This is a genomic window from Rhizobium sp. 10N414 (assembly GCF_056394785.1).
Map to the genome: position 1 here is coordinate 102,891 of NZ_JBFTIN010000011.1, position 20,027 is coordinate 122,917.

General features: G+C 60.3%; 26 protein-coding genes. 16 read left to right on the forward strand and 10 right to left on the reverse strand.

Annotation, left to right across the window (positions count from 1 at the left end; translation table 11 throughout):
- Positions 1-7: 7 nt before the first annotated feature.
- Both AC1DE4_RS12980 and AC1DE4_RS12985 read right to left on the reverse strand, forming a co-directional pair.
- Positions 8-1,297, reverse strand: a complete 1,290-nt coding sequence (locus AC1DE4_RS12980; RefSeq protein WP_018857022.1) for a dihydroorotase — start codon at positions 1,295-1,297, stop codon at positions 8-10.
- Positions 1,294-2,250: an aspartate carbamoyltransferase catalytic subunit gene (locus tag AC1DE4_RS12985; protein ID WP_018857021.1), complete on the reverse strand. Its 957-nt coding sequence runs from the start codon at positions 2,248-2,250 to the stop codon at positions 1,294-1,296. Before AC1DE4_RS12985 ends, AC1DE4_RS12980 begins: the two co-directional genes overlap by 4 nt.
- Before the next feature lie 180 nt (positions 2,251-2,430).
- On the opposite strand from AC1DE4_RS12985, the gene AC1DE4_RS12990 reads away from it, so the two are divergent.
- From AC1DE4_RS12990 to AC1DE4_RS13010, 5 genes are all read left to right on the forward strand, one after another.
- On the forward strand, positions 2,431-4,080 hold the full coding sequence (locus tag AC1DE4_RS12990; RefSeq protein WP_018857020.1) for an acyl-CoA dehydrogenase family protein: 1,650 nt from the start codon (positions 2,431-2,433) through the stop codon (positions 4,078-4,080).
- A complete protein-coding gene (locus tag AC1DE4_RS12995) occupies positions 4,080-4,697 on the forward strand; it encodes a GNAT family N-acetyltransferase (RefSeq protein ID WP_477881533.1) in 618 nt (205 codons plus the stop codon). Before AC1DE4_RS12990 ends, AC1DE4_RS12995 begins: the two co-directional genes overlap by 1 nt.
- Before the next feature lie 150 nt (positions 4,698-4,847).
- The gene (locus AC1DE4_RS13000; RefSeq protein WP_018857018.1) at positions 4,848-5,510 is read left to right on the forward strand and encodes a TetR/AcrR family transcriptional regulator; all 663 of its coding nucleotides are present in this window, start codon (positions 4,848-4,850) and stop codon (positions 5,508-5,510) included.
- 122 nt (positions 5,511-5,632) lie between these two features.
- Complete coding sequence (locus tag AC1DE4_RS13005) at positions 5,633-5,806, forward strand: hypothetical protein (RefSeq protein WP_018857017.1); 174 nt, start codon at positions 5,633-5,635, stop codon at positions 5,804-5,806.
- Positions 5,803-6,135, forward strand: coding sequence for a DUF6105 family protein (locus AC1DE4_RS13010; RefSeq protein WP_018857016.1), 333 nt, complete (start codon positions 5,803-5,805; stop codon positions 6,133-6,135). The genes AC1DE4_RS13005 and AC1DE4_RS13010 overlap by 4 nt, the downstream gene beginning before the upstream one ends.
- On the opposite strand, the gene ruvX is transcribed toward AC1DE4_RS13010, so the two are convergent.
- Complete coding sequence (gene ruvX, locus AC1DE4_RS13015; protein WP_018857015.1) at positions 6,072-6,566, reverse strand: Holliday junction resolvase RuvX; 495 nt, start codon at positions 6,564-6,566, stop codon at positions 6,072-6,074. The genes AC1DE4_RS13010 and ruvX overlap by 64 nt on opposite strands.
- 115 nt (positions 6,567-6,681) lie before the next feature.
- On the opposite strand from ruvX, the gene AC1DE4_RS13020 reads away from it, so the two are divergent.
- From AC1DE4_RS13020 to AC1DE4_RS13035, 4 genes are all read left to right on the forward strand, one after another.
- Positions 6,682-7,386 carry a metal-dependent hydrolase gene (locus AC1DE4_RS13020; RefSeq protein ID WP_018857014.1) on the forward strand — a complete coding sequence of 235 codons (705 nt, stop codon included), beginning with the start codon at positions 6,682-6,684 and terminating at the stop codon, positions 7,384-7,386.
- A 124-nt stretch (positions 7,387-7,510) separates the two neighbouring features.
- Positions 7,511-7,798: an Asp-tRNA(Asn)/Glu-tRNA(Gln) amidotransferase subunit GatC gene (gene gatC / locus AC1DE4_RS13025; protein WP_018857013.1), complete on the forward strand. Its 288-nt coding sequence runs from the start codon at positions 7,511-7,513 to the stop codon at positions 7,796-7,798.
- 54 nt (positions 7,799-7,852) lie between these two features.
- Positions 7,853-9,334, forward strand: a complete 1,482-nt coding sequence (gene gatA, locus AC1DE4_RS13030; RefSeq protein ID WP_018857012.1) for an Asp-tRNA(Asn)/Glu-tRNA(Gln) amidotransferase subunit GatA — start codon at positions 7,853-7,855, stop codon at positions 9,332-9,334.
- Between the two features lie 123 nt (positions 9,335-9,457).
- A complete protein-coding gene (locus AC1DE4_RS13035) occupies positions 9,458-9,733 on the forward strand; it encodes a hypothetical protein (RefSeq protein WP_018857011.1) in 276 nt (91 codons plus the stop codon).
- Between the two features lie 37 nt (positions 9,734-9,770).
- Here AC1DE4_RS13035 and AC1DE4_RS13040 read toward each other — a convergent pair whose 3' ends face one another.
- A complete protein-coding gene (locus AC1DE4_RS13040) occupies positions 9,771-10,028 on the reverse strand; it encodes a YjhX family toxin (protein WP_007792755.1) in 258 nt (85 codons plus the stop codon).
- Positions 10,029-10,321: 293 nt separating this feature from the next.
- On the opposite strand from AC1DE4_RS13040, the gene AC1DE4_RS13045 reads away from it, so the two are divergent.
- Positions 10,322-10,828: a GNAT family N-acetyltransferase gene (locus tag AC1DE4_RS13045; protein WP_026371764.1), complete on the forward strand. Its 507-nt coding sequence runs from the start codon at positions 10,322-10,324 to the stop codon at positions 10,826-10,828.
- Here AC1DE4_RS13045 and AC1DE4_RS13050 read toward each other — a convergent pair.
- On the reverse strand, positions 10,820-11,134 hold the full coding sequence (locus AC1DE4_RS13050; RefSeq protein WP_018857009.1) for a DUF1294 domain-containing protein: 315 nt from the start codon (positions 11,132-11,134) through the stop codon (positions 10,820-10,822). The genes AC1DE4_RS13045 and AC1DE4_RS13050 overlap by 9 nt on opposite strands.
- 139 nt (positions 11,135-11,273) lie before the next feature.
- Here AC1DE4_RS13050 and gatB point away from each other — a divergent pair, with 139 nt between their 5' ends.
- The 5 genes from gatB to AC1DE4_RS13075 all read left to right on the forward strand — a co-directional run bounded on the left by gatB (position 11,274) and on the right by AC1DE4_RS13075 (position 14,800).
- The gene (gatB, locus tag AC1DE4_RS13055; RefSeq protein ID WP_018857008.1) at positions 11,274-12,776 is read left to right on the forward strand and encodes an Asp-tRNA(Asn)/Glu-tRNA(Gln) amidotransferase subunit GatB; all 1,503 of its coding nucleotides are present in this window, start codon (positions 11,274-11,276) and stop codon (positions 12,774-12,776) included.
- Between the two features lie 4 nt (positions 12,777-12,780).
- Positions 12,781-13,284, forward strand: a complete 504-nt coding sequence (locus AC1DE4_RS13060) for a GNAT family N-acetyltransferase (protein WP_018857007.1) — start codon at positions 12,781-12,783, stop codon at positions 13,282-13,284.
- Positions 13,285-13,298: 14 nt separating this feature from the next.
- Positions 13,299-13,760, forward strand: coding sequence for a GNAT family N-acetyltransferase (locus AC1DE4_RS13065; RefSeq protein ID WP_477881537.1), 462 nt, complete (start codon positions 13,299-13,301; stop codon positions 13,758-13,760).
- Positions 13,761-13,864: 104 nt separating this feature from the next.
- On the forward strand, positions 13,865-14,263 hold the full coding sequence (locus AC1DE4_RS13070) for an NADH:ubiquinone oxidoreductase subunit NDUFA12 (RefSeq protein WP_007792741.1): 399 nt from the start codon (positions 13,865-13,867) through the stop codon (positions 14,261-14,263).
- A 105-nt stretch (positions 14,264-14,368) separates the two neighbouring features.
- Positions 14,369-14,800 carry a DUF2155 domain-containing protein gene (locus AC1DE4_RS13075; protein WP_018857005.1) on the forward strand — a complete coding sequence of 144 codons (432 nt, stop codon included), beginning with the start codon at positions 14,369-14,371 and terminating at the stop codon, positions 14,798-14,800.
- A 3-nt stretch (positions 14,801-14,803) separates the two neighbouring features.
- On the opposite strand, the gene aat is transcribed toward AC1DE4_RS13075, so the two are convergent.
- The 5 genes from aat to AC1DE4_RS13100 form a co-directional block, all read right to left on the reverse strand.
- Positions 14,804-15,418 carry a leucyl/phenylalanyl-tRNA--protein transferase gene (aat, locus tag AC1DE4_RS13080; protein WP_018857004.1) on the reverse strand — a complete coding sequence of 205 codons (615 nt, stop codon included), beginning with the start codon at positions 15,416-15,418 and terminating at the stop codon, positions 14,804-14,806.
- A 6-nt stretch (positions 15,419-15,424) separates the two neighbouring features.
- Entirely contained in the window at positions 15,425-16,771 is a 1,347-nt protein-coding gene (gene accC / locus AC1DE4_RS13085) for an acetyl-CoA carboxylase biotin carboxylase subunit (protein WP_018857003.1), read from the reverse strand.
- 10 nt (positions 16,772-16,781) lie between these two features.
- A complete protein-coding gene (gene accB / locus AC1DE4_RS13090; protein WP_018857002.1) occupies positions 16,782-17,258 on the reverse strand; it encodes an acetyl-CoA carboxylase biotin carboxyl carrier protein in 477 nt (158 codons plus the stop codon).
- A gap of 22 nt (positions 17,259-17,280) precedes the next feature.
- A complete protein-coding gene (aroQ, locus tag AC1DE4_RS13095) occupies positions 17,281-17,718 on the reverse strand; it encodes a type II 3-dehydroquinate dehydratase (protein ID WP_018857001.1) in 438 nt (145 codons plus the stop codon).
- A gap of 144 nt (positions 17,719-17,862) precedes the next feature.
- Positions 17,863-18,621, reverse strand: a complete 759-nt coding sequence (locus tag AC1DE4_RS13100; RefSeq protein WP_018857000.1) for a DsbA family protein — start codon at positions 18,619-18,621, stop codon at positions 17,863-17,865.
- A 211-nt stretch (positions 18,622-18,832) separates the two neighbouring features.
- Here AC1DE4_RS13100 and AC1DE4_RS13105 point away from each other — a divergent pair, with 211 nt between their 5' ends.
- Positions 18,833-19,990, forward strand: coding sequence for a pyridoxal phosphate-dependent aminotransferase (locus AC1DE4_RS13105; protein ID WP_477881539.1), 1,158 nt, complete (start codon positions 18,833-18,835; stop codon positions 19,988-19,990).
- The last annotated feature ends 37 nt before the right edge of the window (positions 19,991-20,027 follow it).

Sequence of the window (20,027 nt, forward strand, 5' to 3'; positions counted from 1 at the left end):
GGTCTTTTTATATGCTATGCACGCACTGTCCGGCGACATAGGTCGCTACAGCGCGTCCGCTGAAGCGCGCGTCTTCGAACGGCGTATTCTTCGAGCGGGAAAGAAGCATGTCCTTCGAAACCAGCCAAGGGTCATCGAGGTCGATCAGCGTAATATCTGCCTTCGCGCCCGGCTTCAGCGTGCCCGCCTCGAGGCCGAAGATCTGCGCCGGCCGCGTCGACATGGCATCGATGAGGCGCATCAGGCTGACCTGGCCGCTGTGATGCAGGCGGAGTGCCGCAGCAAGCATCGTTTCAAGGCCGATGGCGCCATCAGCCGCTTCGCCGAACGGTAGGCGCTTTGTGTCGACATCCTGCGGATCATGCGAGGAGACGATGATATCGATCGCGCCGCGCGCCAGCGCATCCACCATCGCGACGCGATCGTCTTCGGATCGCAGCGGCGGGTAGAGCTTGAAGAAGGTGCGGTACTCGCCGATGTCGTTCTCATTGAGGGAGAGATTGTTGATCGAGATGCCGCAGGTCACGGTCGCACCGCGGCTCCGGGCAAGCTCAATCGCCTCGACCGATTCCGGCACGGAGATCATCGCGGCGTGGTAGTTGCCGCGCGTCAGCTTGGCGATGCGCAGGTCGCGCTCGAGCGGGATCAGTTCCGCTTCCTTCGGGATGCCGCCGAGACCGAGCCAACTGGCAAACAGTCCCTCATGCATGACACCGGTGGCGCCGAGATATTTGTCGCGGGTCTCGCAGGATATCACCGCGCCGAATTCGCGCGCATAGGTCATCACCCGGCGCAGGACCTGCGTGTCGTGGACACTCGAGCGGCCGTCGGTGAACGCGACTGCGCCCGCTTCCATCAGCAGGCCGATCTCGGTCATTTCCTCGCCGGCAAGATGCTTGGTGATCGCCGCAGCCGGATAGACGTGGACCAGCGCCTTGTCCTTCGCCGTCTTCTTGACGAACTCGACCAGCGCGATGTCGTCGATGACAGGATCGGTATCCGGCATCATGATGATCGAAGTGATGCCGCCGGCTGCCGCCGCACGGCTCGCCGATGCCATTGTCTCGCGATGTTCGGCTCCGGGTTCACCGATATGGACGCGGGCATCCACCAAGCCTGGGGTGGCGACGAGACCGGTGCAATCGCGCACGTCGGCGCCAGCGGGCGCTCCTTGGTTCTGCGCATCCGCGCCGGCTGCCACGATCATGCCATCCTTGACAATGATCGTGCCGACTTCATCGAGATTGCGCGAGGGGTCGATGATACGAACGTTCTTGAGGACGATCGAGTTCTTCATGCGCCGGCTCCTTCGGTACGCGGACCCTGATTTTGCGAGACCAGCAGCGTCTCCATCACGGCCATGCGCACCGCGACCCCCATTTCCACCTGTTCTGCAATCACGCTCTGCGGTCCATCCGCAACCTCGGAGGAGATCTCGACGCCACGGTTCATCGGGCCGGGATGCATGACGAGGGCATCTTCCTTCGCCGCCTTGAGGGTCTCCGCGTCGAGCCCATAGAAGTGATAGTACTCGCGAACCGACGGCACGAAGGCCCCGGACATGCGCTCGCGTTGCAGGCGCAGCATCATCACCACGTCAGCGTCCTTCAGGCCCTCCTTCATGGAATGGAAGACCTCGACGCCCATGTCGGCGATGCCAGCCGGCAGTAGCGTTGCCGGCGCGACAACTCGCACGCGTGCGCCCATGGCATTCAGCAAAAGGATGTTCGAGCGCGCCACGCGCGAATGCAGGACGTCGCCGCAGATCGCGACGATGATGCGCGACAGCTTGCCTTTGGCGCGGCGGATTGTCAGCGCGTCGAGAAGCGCCTGGGTCGGATGCTCGTGCTGGCCGTCGCCGGCGTTGACCACCGAGCAGGAAACCTTCTGCGCGAGCAAGGCGGCGGCACCAGCGCTCGAATGGCGGATGACAAGCACATCGGGCCGCATCGCGTTCAGCGTCATCGCCGTATCGATCAGCGTCTCGCCCTTCTTCACCGAAGAATTGCCGACGGACATATTCATCACGTCGGCGCCGAGGCGCTTTCCGGCGAGCTCGAAGGAAGATTGGGTGCGCGTCGAAGCTTCGAAGAACAGGTTGATCTGTGTCAGGCCTCGCAGCGTCGAGGTTTTCTTCTCTCTCTGCCGACTGATCTTGACGGCCTCGTCGGCCTTGTCGAGGAGAAAGGTGATATCCTGCTCGGTGAGCCCTTTGATACCGATGAGGTGGCGGTGGGGAAAGAAGACCATGAACCTGCCTCTTGCTGTCGTCTGCGGGGTCTATAAAGAGTGAGCCGGGCGGCGGCAAGCTTGCGCTGTGGGCAAAGGCCCGTCTCCCCCTGCAATTTTACCCGAATTCAACTATTGCAGAGGTAGGGAAATTATAACTTCCGGTTTCCCTTTGCCTGCCTCTTACACTAGAAGCGATTCATGACGCCTGCCGAAGAGAAACTTGCCGAACTCAACCAGCCGAGCCTTTGGTCCGGCATCAATGCCTACAGGTCCGATCCGCTGATCGTCGATCTGACCGGCACGTTGCCGCGTGGGATCCGCGACGACCTCGACAATATGGGGCGGTACGTGACCTCGCCGGAAGCGCAGGAGCTGGCGCGCATGGCGAATCAGGGCACGCCGCAGCTGCGCACGCACGGTCCGCGCGGCGAGCGGCTCGATGTCGTCGAATTCCACCCGGCGTGGCACGCGCTGATGCGCCGTTCGATGGCATCGGGACTCCACTCGTCGGTCTGGGATCCGCAGGCGGACACCGAGGCGAAGAACCAGGCGCACAAGGTCAGGGCAGCGCGCTTCTACCTGACCGCACAGCTGGAATCCGGTCACCTGTGCCCGCTGACGATGACGAGTGCGTCCGTCGCGGCGCTGTCGGCTTCGCCGGCCGTGCAGAAGGACTGGGCGCCGAAGATCCTGTCGCGCAAATATGATTCCACCAACAAGCCGGCGATGCAGAAGTCCGCCGTGACCATCGGCATGGGCATGACCGAGAAGCAGGGCGGCACTGACGTCCGCGCCAACACGACGACGGCGGAAAAGGTCAGCGAAGGCATTTACCGTCTGTCCGGTCACAAGTGGTTCATGTCGGCGCCGATGAGCGACGCCTTCGTGATGCTGGCGCAGACGAAGGATGGAATGGGATGCTTCCTCGTTCCACGTCTGCTGGAAGATGGCTCGGCAAACGGCCTGCACTTCCAGCGTCTGAAGGACAAGGTCGGCAACCGCTCCAATGCTTCGTCAGAAGTTGAATTCAGCGATACGTTCGGATTTCTGCTCGGTACGCCGGATGGCGGTATCCGCACTATTCTCGACATGGTGACACTGACGCGGCTCGACTGCGCGCTGGCCTCCTCGGGCATTATGCGCGCCTCGCTGGCTGAAGCCGTGCACCACACCCGTGGGCGCAGCGTCTTCGGCAAGATGCTGGTCAGCCAGCCGATCATGACGCGCGTCTTGGCCGATATGGCGCTCGATGTGGCGGCGGCGACAGCGCTGTCCTTCCGCCTTGCCGATGCGTTCGACAAGGCGCGCGGCAGCGCTGAAGAAGCAGCCTACGCGCGTGTCATGACGCCGGTTGCGAAATACTGGTGCTGCAAGATCGCGCCGCCATTGATCTACGAGGCGATGGAGTGCATCGGCGGCAGCGGCTACATTGAGGAGCGCCCGATCGCTCGTCATTATCGCGAAGCGCCGGTCAATGCGATCTGGGAGGGCTCGGGCAACGTCATGGCGCTCGACGTGCTGCGCATTCTGAACCGCGGCAAGGATCTCTTCGAGACGGTGTTTGCCGGGCTCGCGCGCGATCTCGGCCCGGCCGGGAAGAAGACGATTGATGTGCTGCGCGCCGCCATGGCGCTCTGCGAGCGGGACGAGGGCGCTGCGCGCCTCCTGGTCGAGCAGTTGGCGCTCGCCGCCGGCGCCGCCGAGCTTTATCGCCTTGGGGCGGGGCGGATCGCCGATGCCTTCATCGAGACCCGCCTCGCGGGCGGCTGGCGCTCGACCTATGGCATGCTGGATTCACGTTTCGACGCCAGCTACATCGTCGATCTTCTTTATCCGCCGGCAAGCTGATGACAGCGCTGCGTCCCATCCGCACCGATGATCTCGAGCAGATCTATCTGATATCGCTGGTGACGGGCGATGCTGGCGGCGATGCGACCAGATTGCATCGCGACGGCAAGCTGATCGGACACATCTATGCTGCGCCTTACGTCTTGCTCAGTCCGGAAACCGCTTTAGTGGCGGAAGATTCTGAGGGCGTGGCCGGGTATATCGTCGGCGTTCACGACACGCGTTCCTTCGAGGAGCGGCTGGAGCGCGAGTGGTGGCCGGCGCTTCGCAAGGTTTACGCCGACCCGCAGGGCGATTCTGCCGGCTGGGACGCGGATCAGAAGCGCATTGCCACAATCCATCACCCGGCGCATGCGCCTGCAGCGCTGGTCGAATCCTTTCCGGCCCACATCCACATGAACCTCCTGCCGCGATTACAGGGACAGGGGATGGGCACCAAGCTGCTCGATCGATGGTTTGCCGATGCGCTGGATGCAGGCGTGGAGGGTGTCCACCTCGGAGCCAGCGCGAGCAATCATGGTGCGGTACGATTCTGGGGCTCTCGCGGTTTCGCCCGCCTCGCTCCACCGCTGGTGGAGCCTTCCGACCGGACCGTCTGGTTTGGGCAGAAACTCTAGGGGCACAGCACTTGTGTCGCTGAGCGGTGACACCTGCTCACCTGTTTGCACCCATAGCAAACTGTCCACAATCTTTGAGCGGCCTGTCCGTTGCCGGGTCCGAGCGGCGTTGCTACTCACCGCAAAGTGACAATTCGGACCGAATCCCTGATGCTCAATGATCCCATGGTGTTGGCGCCCGTAGTCGGCAGCGTCGTCGTCGAACCCGAAAAGCGTATCCGCGACCGAAGCGCGACGGAGAAAGCGATCCTCTGGGCAGCCAAGTCGCTGCTGGCGGAGGAGGGGTTCCAGAATTTCGGCATCAACGCCGTTGCCCGCCGCGCGGGGTGCGACAAGCAGCTGATCTACCGCTACTATGGCGGCCTCAACGGGCTGGTGGAGGCGATCGGCGCGGATCTTGGTACCTGGGTCAAGGATCGCATTCCCGAAGATACCGGCGGCATGTTTCTCCTGACTTACGGCGATCTGATGGAGCGGCTATCGCTGCTGTTCCTCGAGGCCTTGCGAGACGATCCGCTTGTTCGCCGCATCGTCGCCTGGGAAGTTTCCGAAAACACCGAGCAGGTGAGGCGGCTTTCGGAGGCGCGGTCGAAGGCCTTGGCAAACTGGCTCGATCGCATGCGCGGATCGCTGACGCCGCCGAAGGGTGTCGACGTCCTGGCCGTCAATGCGATTCTGATCGCAGCTATCCAGCATCTCGTGCTTTCCGCGTCCTCGAGCGATCAATGCGCGGGCCTCGCATTGAAAACGCCGAGGGATTGGGAGAAGGCGGCGACCGCCCTGAAGCGCATCGTTCGCGGAGTCTACGGCTGAGGCGAGTTCGGCCATCCACAGGCGTCCCGTTACGCGTTAACCTTAACAAATGGTTTACGTTGCGCTCTCGCGGTTAACAAGTCACGTTGCTGGGCAGTCCAAAATGTTGGGTGTCTGGGACCATGGGAACCAAAATCGCGAGAGCCACGTTTCTTGTTGCCGCGATGATGTTTTTCGCTGTGCTTGCGCTGGATATTGCCGTACCGGCGCTGGTTCTGGGTTCGATGGCGTTGTCGATATGGGCGGTGTCTTACGAGGGACTATCCATTCGAAAAGAACGAGAGACGACCGCATGAAGTGGTTCCTGATCTTCTGGGCCGGTCCCATTGTCTTCCTAGCGGGATGGTACTGGCTCTCTTACTACGACATGAATTTCGGTATCTTCATGCTCAGCAGGCAAGTCCATGACCTGACCTTCGAGATTTATGGGAAGGTGCTCGGCATTCCTCCGGAAACCATTCCGCCGCTGGTCGCCCGTGCGATCGTCGTCGACAGTCTTGTCGTTTTCGCAATTATTGGGTTCCGCCGGCGTAAGGCGATCACCGCATGGTGGCGTGCCCGTCACGCATCGAAATCGTCCCATGCCGCTCTGCCGAGCAAGGAAAGCCTGTCGAGCGCTCCTTGAAGAATGAAGCTTGCCGCCGCCGAGTCGATGCGCTCGGCACGCTGCCTGCGCGATACGTCCATTTCCAGTAGCGCGCGCTCGGCAGCGACCGTCGACAGACGCTCGTCCCAGTAGACGAAGGGCAAGGCGGTCTTCTGCTCCATGTTGCGCACGAAGGCGCGTGTTGCCTGCACGCGCGGCCCGGCCGATCCGTCCATGTTGATAGGCAGGCCGATGACGAAGGCCGCGGCCTTCTCCTTCTCGGCAAATTCCAGCAACGTTGCCGCATCGATCGTGAATTTCTCGCGCTTGATGACAGGGCGCGGCGTCGAAAAGCGCCGGCCGAGATCGGACATCGAAAGCCCGATCGTTTTCGTGCCGAGATCGAGACCCGCGATCGCCTGTCCCGGCTGCAGCGCAGTTGCCAGTTCTTCGATCGTCAGCACCGTCATCGTCGTTCCATCCCGTCAAAAGAATTTGAAGCAGTGCCGCTTTTCTTTGTAGCGGCATCGGATATGTCCATAACGAGCAAAGCAGGCTTTTGCATCGGCAATAAAGGAGAATTTCATGAAGATCACTTGGCTTGGTCACTCTGCTTTCCGCATCGAGATCGGAAGGGCAAAAATCCTGCTGGATCCGTTCCTCACGCACAATCCGTCCTTTGCGGGGCAGGCTGCAAAGGATGTTGCCCGCGGCGTCACGCATATTCTTCTGACGCACGGTCACGGCGACCATGTCGGCGACTCGGTTGCGCTTGCCAAGGAAACCGGTGCGGTCGTTCTCGCCAATGCCGATCTCGCCGCCTGGCTAGGTTCGAAGGGCCTGACGAAGATCGAAGCGGGCAACACCGGCGGCACGATCTCGTTCGACGGTTTTTCGGCGACTTTCACCAATGCGCTGCATTCGTCCGCGCAGATCACCGAGGACGGCGTCTCTCATGCGCTCGGCAATGCCAACGGCCTGATGCTGCATTTCGACGAGGAGGCTTCTATTCTTGCCATGGGCGATACCGACATCTTCTCCGACATGGCGCTGATCAACGAACTGCACCAGCCGGATATCGGATTCGTGCCGGTTGGCGACCGATTCACCATGGGCGGCGCGGTTGCCGCTCTCGCCTGCCAGCGTTACTTTAACTTCAAGACCGCCATACCCTGCCACTACGGCACGTTCCCGATCATCGACCAGACGCCCGAGAAGTTCGTCTCCGGCATGGATGGATCGAAGACGGCGGTGAAAACGCCGACGCCGGGCGAAAGCCTTTCTCTCTAGTCGAGGTCCGCTGAACCGCGTCGACTTCGGTCGCGGAATTCTACACAATCCAAAGGCCATGCCCGTTGCACGTGGCGGGCATGGCCTTTATAGCGGGTAGGAAAAATCCTATCCGGAGAATGTCATGTCCGTCGACTTTGCCACCGTTAAGCGCGTAGCGCGCCTTGCCCGTATTGCCGTTTCGGAGGAAGAGGCAAACCGCATGGTTGGCGAGTTGAATGGTATCCTCGGTTTTGTCGAGCAGCTCTCCGAAGTCGATGTCGAAGGCGTCGAGGCAATGACATCGGTCACGCCGATGAAGATGAAGAAGCGCACGGACGAAGTTACCGAAGGCAACAAGGCCGCCGACATCGTCTCGAATGCGCCCGTTACCGATCAGAATTTCTTCCTGGTACCCAAGGTCGTCGAATAAGGCTTTTCGCCGCTTTCCGAACCCGTTGCCATTCCAGATTTGAAGCGAATTACCATGAGCGAACTTACCAGCCTGACCATTGCCGAAGCCCGCACGAAGCTGCGCGCCAAGGAGATCAAAGCGACCGAACTGACCGAGGCCTACATCTCGGCGATCGAGGCCGCCAACGACAAGCTCAACGCCTACGTCAAGGTTACGCCGGAGAAGGCGCTGCAGATGGCCGAAGCCTCCGATGGGCGGCTTGCCAGCGGCAAGGGCGGTGCGCTTGAAGGCATCCCGCTCGGTATCAAGGACCTGTTCGCCACCGAAGGTATTCATACGCAGGCCTGCAGCCACATCCTCGACGGTTTCAAGCCGCATTACGAGTCGACCGTCACCCAGAACCTGTGGGACGACGGTGCCGTGATGCTCGGCAAACTCAACATGGACGAGTTCGCGATGGGCTCCTCCAACGAGACCTCCTACTACGGCGCAGTGATCAACCCCTGGCGTTCGGCCGGCTCCAACCAGCAGCTGGTGCCCGGCGGATCCTCCGGCGGCTCGGCAGCAGCCGTTGCAGCTCACCTCTGCGCCGGCGCCACGGCAACCGATACCGGCGGGTCGATCCGCCAGCCCGCAGCCTTCACCGGCACGGTCGGCATCAAGCCGACCTACGGCCGCTGCTCGCGCTGGGGCACGGTGGCCTTCGCGTCGTCGCTCGATCAGGCTGGCCCGATCGCGCGCGATGTGCGCGACGCCGCAATCCTCCTGAAGTCGATGGCCTCAGTCGATCCCAAGGATACGACCTCCGTCGATCTGCCGGTTCCGGACTATGAGGCAGCCCTCGGCCAGTCGCTGAAGGGCATGAAGATCGGCATTCCGAACGAGTACCGTGTCGATGGCATGCCGGAGGAAATCGAAACGCTCTGGCAGCAGGGAATTGCCTGGCTGAAAGACGCCGGCGCCGAGATCGTCAACATCTCGCTGCCGCACACCAAATATGCCCTGCCGGCCTACTACATCGTCGCCCCGGCCGAAGCCTCGTCGAACCTCGCCCGCTATGACGGCGTCCGCTACGGCCTGCGCGTCGATGGCAAGGACATCGTCGACATGTACGAAAAGACGCGCGCAGCGGGCTTCGGCAAGGAAGTCAAGCGTCGCATCATGATCGGTACCTACGTCCTCTCGGCCGGCTACTATGACGCCTATTACATCAAGGCCCAGAAGGTCCGCACGCTGATCAAGCGCGACTTCGAACTGGCGTTCAACGCCGGCGTCGACGCGATCCTGACGCCCGCAACCCCCTCGTCCGCCTTCGGCGTCGCCGATGAGAATCTCGCCTCCGATCCGGTCAAGATGTACCTGAACGACATCTTCACGGTGACGGTGAACATGGCCGGCCTGCCGGGTATCGCCGTTCCTGCTGGTCTGGACCATGGCGGCCTGCCGCTCGGTCTGCAGCTGATCGGCAAGCCGTTCGATGAAGAAACGCTCTTCAAGACGGCGCATGTGATCGAACAGGCCGCAGGCAAGTTCACGCCCGCCAAGTGGTGGTAACGAGTCGCATCGGTATCAGCCGCCCAAGAGGCGGCCGCTTCGTTGTCGGGTGATTGAGTCCGCTACCTCAGGGGTCGCGGATTTCGCGTTTGTCCATCGCTGGTGACACCCAGGAGGAGGCTCATGTCGGCGTCAGATATCACGCTGATGATCGAAGCATTCGACCGCCTATCGGCGGCAGGTTTCACCGTGGGTCCTGAATGGCAAGCCGTGCATGAAGTCTGCCAGGCGCATGAGGGCGAGGCACCTTTCGACTGGGGGCATGCCATTTGCCACCGCATCGAGGGCGACGACTGGAATGCCGATTATTGGTATCGCCGCGCAGGCAAACGCCGCGGAAGCGGTACGGTTGCCGAAGAATGGTCGGTGATGAAGGCGGCGCTTTCCAAACACCTTTGAAGGGAGCCGCGCGCCATGCGACGCGCGGCTTGGACAGCTATCTGTTGTCCTGTTCTGCTCTTACGAGAACCAGTCCTCGTTCGGTGATCCGGTAAGGCTTGCCGCCCGACGATTTGATGGCCCGCTTCTGCTTCAGTTTCCGAAACAGCTCGAGGCCGAAGCCGGGATAGACCCAGCCGTCGCGAGTGAAGCATTTTACGGCCTCGATTTTCCGGTTGTCGTCGCGTTCGATTTCAATGCGGCCACCTTGGGCCAATAGGTGCAGGATGCGCTGCTCCGTGCGTGAAATATCCATGGAATGTTGATCCGGTCTTGCGCCATGAAGGCGCGCAAAAACGATCTGGCGCCCGAAGAGGCGTCAGGGCTTCGCTTTTTTCGGGCCCGTGCGCGCAAGGAAAACCTGCGGGCAGGGCCTCTACCGGGTCTGAGAAGACGAATTCAACATGCGGCCTTGATACTGGCTAGGCGACATCGCGTCAAGATTTGCAACCGATAGAGGATCTTTCTGCCGCGCCTCGCGCACGAAACGCAAGGCTTGGAGAACGGGGTGATTCGGTGATTTACTTTCGTGGAAACGCGGAGGTAGTGTTGATCCATATTCGCAATGCCCGCGAAGACGAAGCGGAGCTCTTGAGCGAGATCGGAGTAAGAGCCTGGCAGAAGGCCATGGCGGCCATCGGCGAAGGAGATGCCATGGTCGATGCCGCCCGAAGTGCGTTTTTCAATTTCGTCGCAAGTAGCTGGATCACCGCCACTGTCATCGAATGGAACGGACATCCGGCAGGATGGGCAGCACGCGAGAGCCTCGACGAGAAGATTTCGGATTTCTGGATTGATCCTGCCTTTGTCGGTCATGGTCTCGGAACGGCACTCTTGCAGAATATCGAAGAAGACATCGCAGCGCAGGGGTTCGATACGGCGATGATGCAGACGCACTCAGGGAACTCCGAAGCGATCAGCTTTTTCCAGAAGCATGGATACGCAATTCATTGGCTATCAATTGCCTACAATCCCAAGCTCGATCGTGATGTGCCGTCCGTCGGCCTGTCAAAGTCATTGGAATCTGCGGACGATGGCACTTACGGGCTAGTCTAGCAACTGACCTTCCAGCGTGAAGTAGCCGAGAGCGCCCGATAGCAGAAGCGTGGCCACCACATGAAAGACGACGATCGCTCTGAGGTTCGATCGGAAGGGTTCCTTCCGGGTCTTGTGGCGCAGGAGCCGTTGCGCGCAAACAGCGCCGAGGCTGCCGCCGACGAATGCAAGCGTCAGCAAGGTCCTCTCGCTGATCCGCGTGCCATGGTGGCGAGAGGCTTGCTTGTCGAGGAAATAGATCGAGAACACGAAGGCATTCAGTGCCAGGAAAAGCGCGATGAACTTGAGGATATCGGTTGCCATCATGCGGGTCACGCTAGCGACATTGAGTTAACACGCCCCAAACCGGTTGGCTCCCCGCCGCGGAATAGCCGAAAGCCTTGCACCGGCAAGCCATTTCCGTTACCTCACCAGTTGAACAGAACAGCCTGAAAAGAGCATCTCAATGACCATTGTCGACGTTCGCACGCCCGATCCGAAACGCTTCATTCCCGGCGCCACTGGCGATTGGGAAGTCATCATCGGCATGGAAGTCCATGCGCAGGTGCTGTCGAATTCGAAGCTGTTCTCGGGTGCAGCAACGGAATTCGGCAAGCCGCAGAATTCCAACGTGTCCCTCGTCGATGCGGCCATGCCCGGCATGTTGCCCGTTATCAACGAGGAATGTGTCAGGCAGGCCGTCCGAACTGGCCTGGGCCTGAAGGCGCAGATCAACAAGCGCTCGCTGTTTGATCGCAAGAACTACTTCTATCCCGACCTGCCGCAGGGCTATCAGATCTCGCAGTACAAGGATCCGATCGTCGGCGAGGGCAAGATCATCATCTCGCTCGGCCCCGATCGCCAGGGTCAGTTCGAGGATATCGAGATCGGCATCGAGCGTCTGCATCTGGAGCAGGACGCCGGCAAGTCGTTGCACGACCAGCATGCCACCATGTCCTACGTCGACTTGAACCGCTCGGGCGTCGCGCTGATGGAGATCGTCTCCAAGCCGGATATGCGCTCGTCGGATGAAGCCAAGGCTTACATGACGAAGCTGCGCTCGATCGTCCGCTATCTCGGCACCTGCGACGGTAACATGGACGAAGGCTCGATGCGCGCTGACGTCAACGTCTCCGTCCGTCGTCCGGGCGAAGGCTTCGGCACGCGTTGCGAGATCAAGAACGTCAACTCCATCCGCTTCATTGGCCAGGCAATCGAATATGAAGCCCGGCGCCAGATCGGCGTTCTTGAGGACGGGGGGCAGATCGAGCAGGAGACCCGTCTCTTCGACCCGAACAAGGGCGAGACGCGTTCGATGCGTTCCAAGGAAGATGCGCACGACTACCGCTACTTCCCGGATCCGGACCTGCTGCCGCTGGAGTTCGACGATGCCTTCGTCAAGGCGCTCGAAGCCGACCTACCGGAATTGCCTGATGACAAGAAGGAGCGCTTCGTGCGCGAACTCGGTCTTTCGATCTACGATGCTTCCGTCCTGGTCTCGGAAAAGGCGATCGCCGACTATTTCGAAGCCGTGGCGGAAGGCCGCGACGGCAAGACGGCTGCCAACTGGGTCATCAACGATCTGCTCGGCGCCCTGAACCGCACGGGCAAGAGCATCGAGGAAACATCCGTTTCGCCGGCTCAGCTTGGTGCGATCATTGACCTCATCAAAGCGGAGACTATTTCCGGAAAGATCGCGAAGGACCTGTTCGAAATCGTGCTGAACGAGGGTGGCGATCCGGCCGAGATCGTCGAAACCAGAGGCATGAAGCAGGTGACCGATACCGGCGCGATCGAACGGGCCGTGGACGAGATCATCGCCGCCAACCCCGATCAGGTCGCAAAGGTCCAGGCCAAGCCAACGCTTGCGGGATGGTTCGTTGGTCAGGTCATGAAGGCCACCGGCGGCAAGGCCAACCCGCAGGCCGTCCAGGCTCTCGTGAAAGCGAAGCTCGGCATCGAGGAGTAAGACCGTGTATTTCGTGCGCACTGCCAGCGAGGGTGATCTCAGCAAGATGCGCACTTTGCTAGATGAGGGTTTTCGCGCAACCTACGCGGGCCTCTACGGCGAAGCAAAGGTGAATGAGATCATTGCTCACCTTTTTTCGCCAGCTGCGCTTCAGGCGCGGCTGGCGAAGAAGAATGCGGAGTTCCTCGTTGCCGACAACGGCAAGGACATCGGCGGCATCGGTTATGCCGCCATGTCCGACGAGATGACAAAAACCGTCATGCTGCACCTGCTCTATGTCCGTCCGCCGCTGCATCGCCAGGGCATCGGTCGGGAGATCTTTGCCGAGTTGGAAACCTGCTTTCCCGATGCCGAAATCATGCGCCTCGAGGTCGAGCCGCGGAACAAGACGGCGATCGCTTTCTACCATGCTCACGGCTTCGAGGATGTCGGCCGCAATGAAAACGACGGGCCGGGCCAATCCGGCATACCGACGCTGATCCTCGAAAAATTTCTCGAACAGCGCTAGGCCGCAATACGATCATGAGCCAAACCACGATTCGCGAGGCACGCAGCTCCGACGTCGCCGCGCTGGTTGCCATCTTTGCCGCTGATGAACTCGGCGGTCACGGCGACACGACCGCGCCCGAGATATTCGGCAAGTATCTTCGGGCTTTCGAGCGGATTGCTTCATCGCCCGACCAAACGCTTTACGTCGCGGAGTGTGACGGGCAGGTCGTAGGCACATTTCAGACCATGGTCTTGACGTCGCTGATCGGTCGTGGCTCCTCGTCGATGATCATTGAGGCGGTGCAGACGCGGGGTGACATGCGTGGCCAGGGCATCGGTGCCCAGATGATTGAGTTTGCCATTGCGGAGGCAAAACGTCGCGGTTTGCGGCTCGTGCAACTGACGTCGAATGCCAGCCGCACGGATGCGCACCGCTTCTACGAAAGACTTGGTTTCAAGCAATCGCATCTCGGCTTCAAGATGGCGCTGAAATGAGCCGGTGTGGCACCGGAATCACTGGACAATGCGGATCGCTGGCGGCATAAGCGAGGGATCAAATTCTGGTCCCGCTTGCCTTCCGGCTAGCTCAAGGAAAAGACATGAAGAATCTCCTCGTGCAAATCTTCACCTGGTGGAACGGTCAGACGATCGGTACGCGTTTTGCGACCTGGCGTTTTGGCAAGCGCGTCGGTGAAGACGAATTGGGTAATGTTTATTACGAAGGCGGTATGTCATCCTACGGTCTTCCGAAGCGTTGGGTGATCTACAAGGGTTATGCCGAAGCCTCTGCAATTCCGCCGGGCTGGCATGGCTGGATGCATCATCGCACGAATGTCCCGCCGAGCCAGGAAAACTACGTTGCCAAGGAATGGCAGAAGCCGCATCGCGCAAACCCGACCGGGTCGCCGCAGGCTTATCGTCCGCCGGGCTCGCTCGTCGTTCCCGGCGAACGTCCGCGGGTTACCGGCGACTACGACGCCTGGACGCCTGGCAACTGAGCAGCTGGTCGCCGACCCTGCTTTTAGCCACAATTGACTATTACCCGCAGAATGGCCGCAGCGATTGCGGCCTTCGATTTTCAGACGCTGTGGAGACGGGCAGATATGAAGCTTATCACGCGGAACCAGCTCCTGCGTGCCGCCGGGCTTTCCCTGGTGCTTGGCTCGATCCTTCTGCCGCAGGCTGCCTCCGCTGCCCGCATTGAGAACTCGGTTGCGGTTTTCTCCGGCCTCGACAAGATCACCGGCCGTATCACCACCTTCGACGTCTATGTCAACGAGACCGTGCAGTTCGGTGCGCTGCAGGTGACGCCGAAGGCCTGCTATTCGCGCGATCAGGCGGAAGCGCAGAAGATCGATGGTTTTGTGGAAGTCGACGAGATCACGCTCGACCGTAAGATCCGCCGCATCTTCACCGGCTGGATGTTTGCCGACAGCCCCGGCCTCAATGCCGTAGAGCATCCGATCTATGACGTCTGGCTAAAGGACTGCAAGCAGAACTCGGACGTTCCCGCGCCTGACAAGGCAGCCAACTAGTTCCTAGAATTCAAGGTGCGGCGATTCCATTGCCGCCGTGAGGATGTGGGCGTACTCATTCTTCGGAACATCGATCGCCCCGAACGTCTTCAGGTGCTCGGTCGTAAACTGCGTATCGAGCAAGGTGAAACCCTTGGCGCGCAGCCGTTCCACCAGATGAACGAGGCAGATCTTCGAGGCGTCGGTCCGCCGCGAGAACATGCTTTCGCCGAAGAATGCCGAGCCCAGCGACACTCCGTATAATCCGCCGACAAGTTCGTCGCCGTCCCAGGCCTCGACCGAGTGAGCATGGCCGATACGATGCAGTGTCGAATATAGCGTCTTGATGGTCTGATTGATCCAGGTGCTGGGCCTGTCCCCGGTCTCTGCCGCACAGGCCGCAATGACCGCGTCGAAATCGTAATTGAAGCGGATATCGAACGGCTTGCGCCGGATCGTCTTGGCGAGGCTTTTGGAAACGTGGAATTCGTCGAGCGGCAGGACGCCGCGAAGGTCGGGCTCGACCCAGAATATTTCTGGATCGTCAGCCGATTCGGCCATTGGGAAAAGACCGATAGAGTAGGCGCGCAGGAGGATTTCCGGTGTTATGCCTGGAGACTTCCTGCGCGATCCTGCCATTCTTTGTTACGCCGGTTTCTTGGCCAGATATTTTTCCAGCCAGTGGATATCATAGTCGCCGTTGGCGATATCCTGATTGTCCACCAGATCCTGGAACAACGGAAGCGTCGTCTTGATACCGTCGACGACGAACTCGTCGAGCGCGCGGCGCAGACGCATCATGCATTCGACGCGCGTACGGCCGAAGACGATGAGCTTGCCGATGAGGCTGTCGTAGTACGGCGGGATCTTGTAGCCCTGGTACGCGCCGCTATCGACGCGAACACCAAGTCCACCCGGTGCGTGGAAGTGGGTGATCGTGCCCGGGGAGGGTACGAAGGTCCGCGCGTCCTCGGCGTTGATCCGGCATTCGATGGCGTGGCCGTTGAAGTTGATCTCTTCCTGCTTGACGGAGAGCCCGCCGCCCGAAGCGACGCGGATCTGCTCGTGAACAAGGTCGATGCCGGTGATGGCTTCGGTGATCGGATGTTCCACCTGCAGACGGGTGTTCATTTCGATGAAATAGAACTCGCCGTTCTCGTACAGGAACTCGATCGTACCGGCACCGCGATACTTCAGCTTCCTCATGGCGTCGGCACAAATCTGGCCGATCTTCATGCGCTGCTCGACGTTCAAAGCCGGGGAATTGGCTTCTTCCCAGACCTTCTGGTGGCGGCGCTGCAGCGAGCAATCACGTTCGCCGAGATGGATCGCATTGCCTTCGCCGTCACCGAACACCTGGATTTCGATGTGGCGCGGCTGGCCGAGGTACTTTTCCATGTAGACCGCATCGTTGCCGAAGGCGGCCGCCGCTTCGGTACGGGCCGTCGACCAGGCTTCGATCAGGTCGGCCTCGGACTTGGCAACCTTCATGCCGCGACCACCGCCGCCGGCGGTTGCCTTGATCAGCACCGGATAGCCGATTTCGGCAGCCGTCCGCACCGCATCTTCTTCGGTCTTTACCTCGCCGTCCGAACCCGGAACGACAGGAATGCCGAGCTCCTGGGCGGTCGTCTTGGCGGTGATCTTGTCACCCATAAGCCGGATGTGTTCCGCCGTCGGGCCGATAAAGGTGATGCCGTGCGCTTCCAGGATTTCCGCAAACTTGGCGTTTTCGGAGAGGAAGCCGTAACCAGGATGCACAGCATCGGCGCCCGTGATCTCGCAGGCGGCCACGATCTGGTGGATGTTCAGATAGCTGTCGCGTGAGGGCGGAGGACCAATGCAGACGCTCTCGTCGGCGAGGCGCACATGCATGGCGTCGGCGTCGGCGGTCGAATGGACCACGACACACGGGATGCCGAGCTCTTTGCAAGCGCGCAGCACGCGAAGCGCGATTTCCCCGCGATTGGCGATGAGGATTTTCGAGACCATGACGCCCGCCTTATTCGATGACGACGAGGGCTTGGCCGTATTCGACGGGGCTTCCGTCCTCGACGAGGATTTCGGTGATCTTCCCGGATTTCGGCGAAGGAATCTGGTTCATGGTCTTCATCGCTTCGATGATGAGCAGCGTCTGGCCTTCCTTCACGGTCGCGCCGAGCTCGATGAAGGCGCGTGCACCGGGAGCCGGAGCCATGTAGGCGGTGCCGACCATCGGAGCGCTGACAGTGTTGGCAGGGTTGCGTACCGCCGCTGCCGGAGCCGCAGGTGCTGCAGCTGCCGGGGCCGCTACGGCCGGAGCCGCTGCGAACGCGGGCGCAGCCATCGGAGCCTGAATGTACTGGGTGTTGCCGGCGCGCGAAACGCGGATGCGCAGATCGTCCTGCTCGACTTCGATTTCCGTCAGATCCGTGTCGTTGAGGATGTTCGCGAGGTCGCGGATCAGCGCCTGGTCGATACCGTTTTTCTTCTCAGCCATGAGTGTTTGCCCTGTCTTCTTTTTATGCCGTAAGATTCTTCAGCGCCTGGAGCGCCAGAATATAGCTGTAAGGCCCGAAGCCGCAGATGACGCCTTTCACCGCTGGCGCAATCATCGACTTGTGGCGGAATTCTTCCCGCGCGTGAACGTTGGAGATATGGAGCTCTATTACCGGAATGGAAATAGCGCGAATTGCATCGTGGAGCGCGACCGACGTATGCGTGTAGGCACCTGCATTGATCGCGACACCAACGGCCTTGTCGTTCGCTTCATGGAACCAATCAACGAGCGTGCCTTCGTGATTGCTCTGGCGAAAATCAATATCGAAGCCGAGCTCACGCCCGGCCGCCTTGCAGTCCGCCTCGATATCCTGAAGGGTCTTGCCACCATAGATGCCGGGCTCTCTTTTGCCGAGCATGTTCAGGTTGGGGCCGTTCAGGACGAATATCGTTTGCGTCATCGAATGTTCCAATAAGTGCGGGACGGCAACCTATAGACTCCCCACGGGCCTAATGAAAGCCCTTTGGGAAGCGCAGCCCGAATCACGCCATATTTGTCCACATGGCTGAAACGCTTCGATTTTGGCGATTTGATGAGCGTCGCCTCAGCAACTCGTCTTGCCGCAGGCGCGCATATTCTTCACCTTGGCTTCAAGGTCGTCGAAGCCAACCGCGCCTTGAACGAGCTCGTTGCCGACCACATAGGACGGTGTGCCTGTGATGCCGAGGCTCTGAGCAAGGTCATAGGTTTCCTTGACGGAAGCATCGCTGGAGCTCTTGGCCATCTCATCCCTTATCTGCTTTTCGCTGACGCCAAGGGACTCTGCGACTTCGAGAGCGCTCGCTTCGTCGGCGCGGCCGTCGCGGCCAAGCAATGCGATGTGGAACTGGCTATATTTCTGCGGCGCCAGTTTGCGGAATGCGTCGGATACCTTGTGTGCGGCAACCGATTCCGGTCCGAGGATTGGGAATTCCTTGAGCACGAAGCGGACGTTCTTGTCTTTTTCGAGCATCGTCTGCATGTCCGAAAGCGCATGCCTGCAATAGCCGCAATTGTAATCGAAGAATTCGACGATCGTGATGTCGCCCTTCGGGTTGCCGATCGCCAAGTCATACTTCGAATCGAAGATCGTCGACTTGTTGTCAGCAATCACGGCGTTGGCTTTAACGAGGCGCGCCTGCTCCTGCTTCTTCTGCAGCGCATCCTGAACATCGAGCATGATCTCTGGATTTTCGATCAGGTATTGCTTGATGAACTCGCCGAACTCCTTCTTCTGCGCGTCGTCGAGTGCTGCCGCCGGATAGGCAGTTGCCACCGAGGCAGTGAGCGCGAGCGCGGTGAAGATTTTCGGAAGTATGGCCATTATATCCTCGTCATCAGCAGTTTACATGCGTCGGTTCTAGGCGTCGAATAACACTGCCCGGTTAACGGCGGCACGCCGCTGCCGCCAAATTACGGTGCGTCCGGTCGTCTTCAAACAGGAATTTTCGCATCCGCGGTTCAATCGCGGGATTGTGATGACCCGATTATTGCGGCAATTGTCTGGCCGCAAGCAAAGTTAGAGAGAAGCGATCTTGTTTTCCATTTCCCAACGCAGCGAAGTCGAACCCTTTCATGCCATGGATGTTCTGGCGGAGGCGACAAGGCGGCGAGCGAACGGCCATCCGGTCATTTCCATGGCCGTCGGCCAGCCATCCCATCCGGCGCCGCGGGCCGCGCGGGAGGCAGCGCAGGCTGCGCTTGTGGAGGGCAAGATCGGCTACACGGACGCGCTTGGTACGACGAGACTGAAACAAGCGCTGGCCGACCATTATCGCGGCCGTCACGGGCTGAAAATCGATCCTGCACGGATCGCGATAACGACGGGTTCTTCCGCCGGCTTCAATTTGGCGTTTCTCTCGCTGTTCGATGCCGGCGACGCGGTCGCGATTGCCCGGCCGGGCTATCCCGCCTACCGCAACATCCTCGGCGCGTTGGGGTTGAGGGTGATCGAGGTGCCGGTAACGGCCGAAACCCACTTCACGTTGACGCCCGAGAGTCTCGAGGCCGCGCAAACGGCAAACAATGTCAGGCTGAAGGGCGTTCTGCTGGCGAGCCCCGCCAACCCGACAGGTACCGTGACCGGCCGCCAGGGGCTGAAGTCCTTGGCCGACTATTGCGCGGCCAATTCGATCGCGTTCATTTCAGACGAAATCTACCACGGACTGACCTTTGCCGGCGAAGAGACCAGCGCGCTGGAATTGACCGACGAGGCGATCGTCATCAACTCCTTCTCCAAATATTATTGCATGACGGGATGGCGGATCGGCTGGATGGTGCTGCCCGAGCGGCTGGTGCGCCCGATCGAGCGCGTCGCGCAAAGCCTCTACATCTCGCCGCCCGAACTCTCGCAGATCGCCGCGACGGCCGCTCTCGGCGCGGCCGCGGAACTCGATGTCTACAAGGCGAGCTACGCGGCCAACCGCGATTTTCTGCTGAAGCGTCTGCCGGAGATCGGCCTGTCCATCGCATCGCCGATGGATGGCGCCTTCTACGCCTATGTCGACGTAACGCGCTTTACCAATGATAGCATGGCCTTCGCGAAGCGGATGTTGGCGCAGATCAACGTCGCCGCGACGCCGGGCCTGGATTTCGACCCGCTGGAAGGTAATCGCTCGATGCGCATGTCCTACGCCGGTTCCGAAGCCGAGATCATCGAAGCAATCGAACGTATCGCAGCGTGGTTGAAATAAGTTTCTTCTAATGGAGAGTCCTCTGGAGACTTGCTAA

Bases quoted from the DNA above. Each gene is read 5' to 3' on its own strand.
- AC1DE4_RS13050 (WP_018857009.1), bottom strand. From the start codon at position 11,134: ATGATGGCAACCGATATCCTCAAGTTCATCGCGCTTTTCCTGGCACTG.
- AC1DE4_RS13100 (WP_018857000.1), bottom strand. From the start codon at position 18,621: ATGGCCATACTTCCGAAAATCTTCACCGCGCTCGCGCTCACTGCCTCG.
- AC1DE4_RS13020 (WP_018857014.1), top strand. From the start codon at position 6,682: ATGAAGATCACTTGGCTTGGTCACTCTGCTTTCCGCATCGAGATCGGA.
- AC1DE4_RS13035 (WP_018857011.1), top strand. From the start codon at position 9,458: ATGTCGGCGTCAGATATCACGCTGATGATCGAAGCATTCGACCGCCTA.
- accB (WP_018857002.1), bottom strand. From the start codon at position 17,258: ATGGCTGAGAAGAAAAACGGTATCGACCAGGCGCTGATCCGCGACCTC.
- AC1DE4_RS13040 (WP_007792755.1), bottom strand. From the start codon at position 10,028: ATGGATATTTCACGCACGGAGCAGCGCATCCTGCACCTATTGGCCCAA.
- AC1DE4_RS13075 (WP_018857005.1), top strand. From the start codon at position 14,369: ATGAAGCTTATCACGCGGAACCAGCTCCTGCGTGCCGCCGGGCTTTCC.
- aroQ (WP_018857001.1), bottom strand. From the start codon at position 17,718: ATGACGCAAACGATATTCGTCCTGAACGGCCCCAACCTGAACATGCTC.
- AC1DE4_RS13010 (WP_018857016.1), top strand. From the start codon at position 5,803: ATGAAGTGGTTCCTGATCTTCTGGGCCGGTCCCATTGTCTTCCTAGCG.
- AC1DE4_RS13070 (WP_007792741.1), top strand. From the start codon at position 13,865: ATGAAGAATCTCCTCGTGCAAATCTTCACCTGGTGGAACGGTCAGACG.
- gatB (WP_018857008.1), top strand. From the start codon at position 11,274: ATGACCATTGTCGACGTTCGCACGCCCGATCCGAAACGCTTCATTCCC.
- AC1DE4_RS12995 (WP_477881533.1), top strand. From the start codon at position 4,080: ATGACAGCGCTGCGTCCCATCCGCACCGATGATCTCGAGCAGATCTAT.
- gatC (WP_018857013.1), top strand. From the start codon at position 7,511: ATGTCCGTCGACTTTGCCACCGTTAAGCGCGTAGCGCGCCTTGCCCGT.
- AC1DE4_RS12980 (WP_018857022.1), bottom strand. From the start codon at position 1,297: ATGAAGAACTCGATCGTCCTCAAGAACGTTCGTATCATCGACCCCTCG.
- AC1DE4_RS13000 (WP_018857018.1), top strand. From the start codon at position 4,848: ATGCTCAATGATCCCATGGTGTTGGCGCCCGTAGTCGGCAGCGTCGTC.
- AC1DE4_RS13005 (WP_018857017.1), top strand. From the start codon at position 5,633: ATGGGAACCAAAATCGCGAGAGCCACGTTTCTTGTTGCCGCGATGATG.
- ruvX (WP_018857015.1), bottom strand. From the start codon at position 6,566: ATGACGGTGCTGACGATCGAAGAACTGGCAACTGCGCTGCAGCCGGGA.
- gatA (WP_018857012.1), top strand. From the start codon at position 7,853: ATGAGCGAACTTACCAGCCTGACCATTGCCGAAGCCCGCACGAAGCTG.
- AC1DE4_RS13065 (WP_477881537.1), top strand. From the start codon at position 13,299: ATGAGCCAAACCACGATTCGCGAGGCACGCAGCTCCGACGTCGCCGCG.
- AC1DE4_RS12985 (WP_018857021.1), bottom strand. From the start codon at position 2,250: ATGGTCTTCTTTCCCCACCGCCACCTCATCGGTATCAAAGGGCTCACC.
- AC1DE4_RS12990 (WP_018857020.1), top strand. From the start codon at position 2,431: ATGACGCCTGCCGAAGAGAAACTTGCCGAACTCAACCAGCCGAGCCTT.
- accC (WP_018857003.1), bottom strand. From the start codon at position 16,771: ATGGTCTCGAAAATCCTCATCGCCAATCGCGGGGAAATCGCGCTTCGC.
- aat (WP_018857004.1), bottom strand. From the start codon at position 15,418: ATGGCAGGATCGCGCAGGAAGTCTCCAGGCATAACACCGGAAATCCTC.